Source organism: Streptomyces sp. HSW2009 (assembly GCF_040240285.1).
In the GTDB taxonomy this organism is placed as follows: Bacteria; Actinomycetota; Actinomycetes; order Streptomycetales; family Streptomycetaceae; genus Streptomyces.
In genome coordinates, this window is the sequence record NZ_JBEHZD010000543.1 from 1 (window position 1) to 5,075 (window position 5,075).

The following is a 5,075-nucleotide window of genomic DNA, read 5'->3' on the forward strand; positions in this document are numbered from 1 at the left end:
CGCCACGACGTTCACACAGTCGGCAAACCAAGCTCCACGAAACGACGAACGAAGAAGTCAACGGACCCACGTCCGCGGCGCATAGGTTAAAGATCAAGCTGAAAGCCGGGCACGAAATCAATTCTGCTGACCTGGCGCTCCTATGGAGCCTCTGCCGGCGCGGCGGCGGGTTGGTTGGCGACAGAGCCGAGGAACGCATCGTGGCGGATTTCATCCGCCCCGCGTCGGGTGAATGGTCGGGCGTCGAGTGGGTTCCGTGTCAGCGCGATCGGGGCGACTGCCGTGCGAAGTGCGGCGGTGGTGTGCTGCGTCGCTGACCGCGCGGACGAGGAGGGCGGGTCGTACGCCCGGAGGCGGTGGTGGCCTTGGTCTGGGCGGTGTAGGTGAGGCTGAGTTCGGTTTCCATGAGGTCGGGGTCGCCGGCATGAGCGACGTCCAGTGCCCGTTCGAGCGTGGTGAGGGCGCCGGTGACGTCTCCGTGTTCCAGTTGGGTCAGTGCGGCCTGACGTCGGATGCGGACCTCGGTCGGGCTGCCGGGTGTGGCGCTCGCCAGCGCGGCACGGAGCCAGCCTGCGGCCTCCTGGTGCCGGCCCGTACGGGACTCCAACTCGGCCATCGCCAGCCGGTCGATCGCGCGGGCTGGTGCGTTGAGCGGGCGGCGGTACGCCAAAGCGGCTTGGAGCGCGCGACGGGCCATTTCCACGCGGCCGAGAGGCAGGTAGGCCAGCCCCGTGGTGCGCCAGGTGGTCGCCAGTCCGTCGCGGTCTCCTACGGTTTGGTAGGCGAGTGCGGCATGGCGCAGGGCGGGCAGGGCGCTCTCGGGTAGGTGTTGATCGCACAGGACGGTGGCCCTGCGGACCAGTAGGAGCCCTTCTATCTGTCGCATTCCCCAGGTTCGTGCGGCGTCTTCGCCGGCGTGCTGGCCGTTTCGCCAGTGAGCGTCGGGGGTGTGGTGGAGGTAGGTGGGCCAGGATGCCACCGCGAGGTGCGCGGTCAGGCTGGGTAGGCCCATGGTGTGGGTCATCTCCAGGACGCGGGCCAGGGCCAGGTGTTCGTTGGCGAACCACTGTTTGGCCGCGCCCGGGTCGGCGAAGGCCGGTGGGTCTACGGAGTAGTGGTAGACGCGGGTGGGGGCAGGGGCCGGGGCATCGGGCAGGAGCGCCCGGCCGGCTTCGGTGGCGGTGGCGAGGTAGTGATCGGCGAGCCGTATCTGTGCCTCGTGCCGGGTGTTCCAGTCGATCCGGAGGTGGGTGAGGGCCTGTTCCCTGGCGTGCTGGTGCACCTGCGGTGGCATGGAGTAGCGGCCCTGGGCGAACGTGTACAGGCCGGCTGAGTGGAGCGTGGCCAGGCAGTGGGCGACCGAGTTCGTCGGCGCGGACCGGTCGGTTCGGGCCACGGCTCGGGCGACGTCCTCGGTGAACGTGCCGGTCGGGTGCAGGGACATCAGGGCGTACAGCCGTCGAGCTGGTGTCTGAGCTAGGACACCGGGGCCTTGCTGTTGCGCGAGGCCGACGCTGACCTGGTCCCGGCGATGTGGCGCCGTGCGGTGTTCTCCAATGCCAAGGTGCCGCAGGGAGCGGTAGGCCGGGACGCGTACGTGGTGTGCGTGCTGGAGCAGCTGCACCGCGCCCTGAACCGGCGGGACGTGTTCGCCGCTCCGTCGAACCGGTGGGCCGACCCGCGCGCCCAGCTGCTGGACGGGCCCCGCTGGGAGGCGATGCGGGCGGACGTGCTGGTGGGCCTCCACGCTGACCGAGGTCCTGCGCGACCTCGCGCCCGGCACACTGGCGGTTGCCGTTGGCGCGGGTGGCCAGCCAGATCCACGTGTCGCAGGCTAGCTCACGTCATGGATGAATACTTCTCCCAGCTCAGTGATCACCACGATCTTCCCGCCGCTCATGAGCACCCATCTGTCCTGGGTGCGGAAAGCAACGGGAGGCCCATCGAGCTTGTGAGCTGGTCCGATAGATGGGATGCCCCCCAGGTTCGAGTTGTACTGGTGGACCCAGACATCTCCAGAACTGGTGATGACGAAGATTTCGTCGCCGCTTCCCGCGCTGACGTTTCCGCTGATGACCCATCTGTCCCAGGTTCGGGATGCAACTGGTGGTCCGGTGACTCTGACGGCTGGCTGGATGCCGTTGACGGTCAGCTGATGGGCGAAGACGGCTCCGTCATTAAGAATAACGGCGATCTGACTCCCGATCGACAAGACGTGCATGTCTGGCGGGCGTGCTGCAACGGGCGGGCCGGCTAGCTTTTTTGGGGCTCCAAGCACGGGATTGGGGCTGATGAACTCAATTGAGTGCTGGAAGACGCTGCCGTCGACAAGCCCGACCATGAAGGTGCTGTTGCCGGTTCTCGCTACCCACCTGTCTATCGGGCGGTGAAAGGCTATAGGTGATCCGGCATACTTTCTTGCGGCCGAGATCGAGCCATCGATGATGTGATGCTCAAAGGCATCTCCATTGACGGTACCGACTACAATGCCGAGACCTTCGATCCGGGTCTTTCCTGCCACCCACCAGTCCTGTGTATTGAAAGCAACAGGTGGGCCCAGAGCCTGGTGTGCGCCACTGACTTTGGTGCTCATAACGCCTTCTAACTGCTTCGATGATGAAAACGCTCATTTCCAGGGTGTGTCGAATCAGGTGAAGCTGCAAGCTGGTTGCGGACCATGCCCGCGACAGTGGGGCCAGCCCGTTCGTTCACGGAGGCCTCCAGGCCAGTGGCAGGCGGTGCGGGGCGGTCGAACCACCTTGATCCAGGCACGAAGGCCACGATCAGGTCCGGAAAGTGCGCGTTTGGAATAGACCACAAGCGCGCCCCGGGAGCAGAGTTCGTGACCTCGGTCGTGGTGCCGAAGATCGGTGGATTCGTGGCGTCGAAGGTCGCCAGCTGGCTATCCCTCGGAGGCTGCATCCTCTTCGAGGGCGCCCCGAAGGTTGAAGACTGAATGACGCAAGCTGGCTCCCGGCAGGTACCGAGAGCCAGCCCGAGGCACACCGCGTGATTCTCATAAATGACCGTTTACCGAACACGCGGCGCGGAGCCGCCCCGTGGCCCAGCTCCTCGCCGGAATCATTCATTTTCCCGTTCATCAACTGCTAGCGTTCAGATCGCTATCCGAAGAAGTTTGATGAACGGAATGGCTGTCCCGTGGCGTTTATCGGACTGGTCCGGGTCAGCACCGACAAGCAGAAGACCCTGCGCCAGCACGACGCCCTCGATGCGATCTGTCTCAAGGTCTTCGAGGAGAAGATCAGCGGCAAGCTCGCCGTGGACGAGCGCCCCGGCCTCACCGCCGCCCTCGACTACCTGCGCGACGGTGACATGCTCACCGTCCAGGAAGTCGACCGCCTGGGCCGCAACGTCCTCGAAGGGCTGATCGTCCTCAACGACCTCTTCCAGCGCGGCATCGCCGTCAAGGTCCTGGAGGGCATCGCCGCCGGCGAGCACACCGAACGCTCCCTCATCCTGGACCTCGCGCTCGCGCTCGCCGAGGACCGGCGGCGCGACATCGTCAAGAAGACGAAAAACGGCCTCGACTCCGCTCGCGCACGCGGCCGTGTCGGCGGCCGGCGCCCCGTCGTGGACGACGACAAGCGCCGCGTGATCCTCGCCCGCCGCGCCGAAGGCCAGTCCATCCGCGAGATCGCCGCCGCCGTCAAGGTGTCCGTCGGCGTCGTGCACAAGACCCTCAATCCGGCGGCGACGCCCGTCGACAACTGACCCCAGGGGCGGATCGCTACTTTGCGGCTGGTGTCTGAGCTAGGACACCGGGGCCCACACCAGTGCCTCCCGTCCGCACCACACGGGTCCGCACCCGTCGGGCTGGAGGTGGTCCATGCTGCGCACGGCAGCCGCACCGGCCAGTCCACCGGGTGTGACCACCACGTCGAAGCTCTGGTGGTACAGCCACAGCAGTCCGTTCAACGACGCGTGCGACAGTGCCGGGCCGGGCGTGATCATCCTGTGAGCTCCACCGTCGCCCACACCCGCTTGCCCGGGCCGGGGCGTAGATGCGCGTACCCCCACCGCTTGGCCACGGCCTCGACCATCTGAAGCCCGCGGCCACGGAGGGCGAACTCATCGGTGGAGCAGGCTCGTTGGGGTGGGGCGTCGGAGATGTCGCGTACCTCGATGTGTACTTCCGCGGTCCCGCACCACACGCTCAGCCCCACGCTCGCGTGGGGTTCGACCATGGCGTGTTCCAGCGCGTTGGCGACCAACTCGCTCGTCACCAACACCGCGTCCTCAACCACCTCCGCCCGGCCGACACCGGACAAGCAGGCGGCCACGAAGCGCCGTGCGTCGGCGACGTGCGCCACCCTCGAAAAGCTGGCCGACCCCGCGCAACGAGGTGCCGGGGCCGAGGGGACGGCGTGGGAGATGCCGGTCGGCGCGGAGCCGCCGACGGTGATCACGTGCGCGTCGTGCTTGCGTGCCCAGGCGGCCAGCTCTGCGCGCTGTCGCGCGGTCCACCAGAGCATCACGGGCCACAGGCTCACGATGGCGCGCGCGTCCCCGCTCTCCACCAGCGCGCGTGCGGCGGCCCAGCGGCGGCGGTACGCGTACTCCCCGAGGTCGGACCGCTCGACGAACAGGGCGACGGGGCGTAGACCGTGCGCGTCGAGGTGGCGGTGTACGCGGGCGAGCGCTCGGCGGACGTCGACGGGATGACCGTGCGGCCAGCACAGGTACGCCACCACGGGTGTGCCCGGAGCGGGCAGGCCGGGTGGGACGGGGGAGACGGGGTTCATCAGACCCTCGCTCGGGAGGGGCGTACGGCGTCGAGGGGCAGATCCATGGCGTCCTCGTATTCGTGGATGGGCCAGGCGCGCAGCGGAACGAAGGCTCTGTCGCGAGAAGTGGGGAGGGGGCCTGACAGTTGCATCGGTCACGGTGTGGGCCAGCGACGACAAGTCTGAGCGCGGGATCCGCTGCGGCCGATGGCGGGGGGGCTTTAGCCGCCGCGGGTAGGGAAGGGGGGGGAGGGGGGCGGCCCCCCCCCCCCGGGGGGTGGGGGGGGGGGGGGCGGCGGCCCCCGGGGGGAGACCGTAGGGGGGAAGGGG

At 67.8% G+C, this 5,075-nt stretch carries 5 protein-coding genes and 1 pseudogene; 2 read left to right on the top strand and 4 right to left on the bottom strand.

Translation table 11 applies throughout. The features are described 5' to 3' along the window. Nucleotides 1–259 precede the first annotated feature (259 nt). Complete coding sequence (locus tag AAHZ94_RS28205; RefSeq protein WP_502964807.1) at nucleotides 260–1,444, bottom strand: hypothetical protein; 1,185 nt, start codon at nucleotides 1,442–1,444, stop codon at nucleotides 260–262. Nucleotides 1,445–1,492: 48 nt separating this feature from the next. On the opposite strand from AAHZ94_RS28205, the pseudogene AAHZ94_RS28210 reads away from it, so the two are divergent. Further along, nucleotides 1,493–1,753, top strand: a pseudogene (locus tag AAHZ94_RS28210) (hypothetical protein); the annotation flags it as partial. An 81-nt stretch (nucleotides 1,754–1,834) separates the two neighbouring features. Here AAHZ94_RS28210 and AAHZ94_RS28215 read toward each other — a convergent pair. After that, the gene (locus tag AAHZ94_RS28215) at nucleotides 1,835–2,593 is read right to left on the bottom strand and encodes a hypothetical protein (RefSeq protein ID WP_349996359.1); all 759 of its coding nucleotides are present in this window, start codon (nucleotides 2,591–2,593) and stop codon (nucleotides 1,835–1,837) included. A gap of 566 nt (nucleotides 2,594–3,159) precedes the next feature. Between AAHZ94_RS28215 and AAHZ94_RS28220 the strand changes: the two genes are divergently transcribed. Beyond that, nucleotides 3,160–3,732 (top strand): recombinase family protein, encoded by a 573-nt coding sequence (locus tag AAHZ94_RS28220; RefSeq protein ID WP_349996361.1) that lies wholly within the window; start codon nucleotides 3,160–3,162, stop codon nucleotides 3,730–3,732. Nucleotides 3,733–3,771: 39 nt separating this feature from the next. Here the strand turns inward: AAHZ94_RS28220 and AAHZ94_RS28225 are convergent, their stop codons facing one another. Both AAHZ94_RS28225 and AAHZ94_RS28230 read right to left on the bottom strand, forming a co-directional pair. After that, nucleotides 3,772–3,972, bottom strand: coding sequence for a hypothetical protein (locus tag AAHZ94_RS28225; RefSeq protein ID WP_349996363.1), 201 nt, complete (start codon nucleotides 3,970–3,972; stop codon nucleotides 3,772–3,774). Continuing rightward, the gene (locus AAHZ94_RS28230) at nucleotides 3,969–4,763 is read right to left on the bottom strand and encodes an ATP-binding protein (protein WP_349996364.1); all 795 of its coding nucleotides are present in this window, start codon (nucleotides 4,761–4,763) and stop codon (nucleotides 3,969–3,971) included. Before AAHZ94_RS28230 ends, AAHZ94_RS28225 begins: the two co-directional genes overlap by 4 nt. Nucleotides 4,764–5,075: the final 312 nt, after the last annotated feature.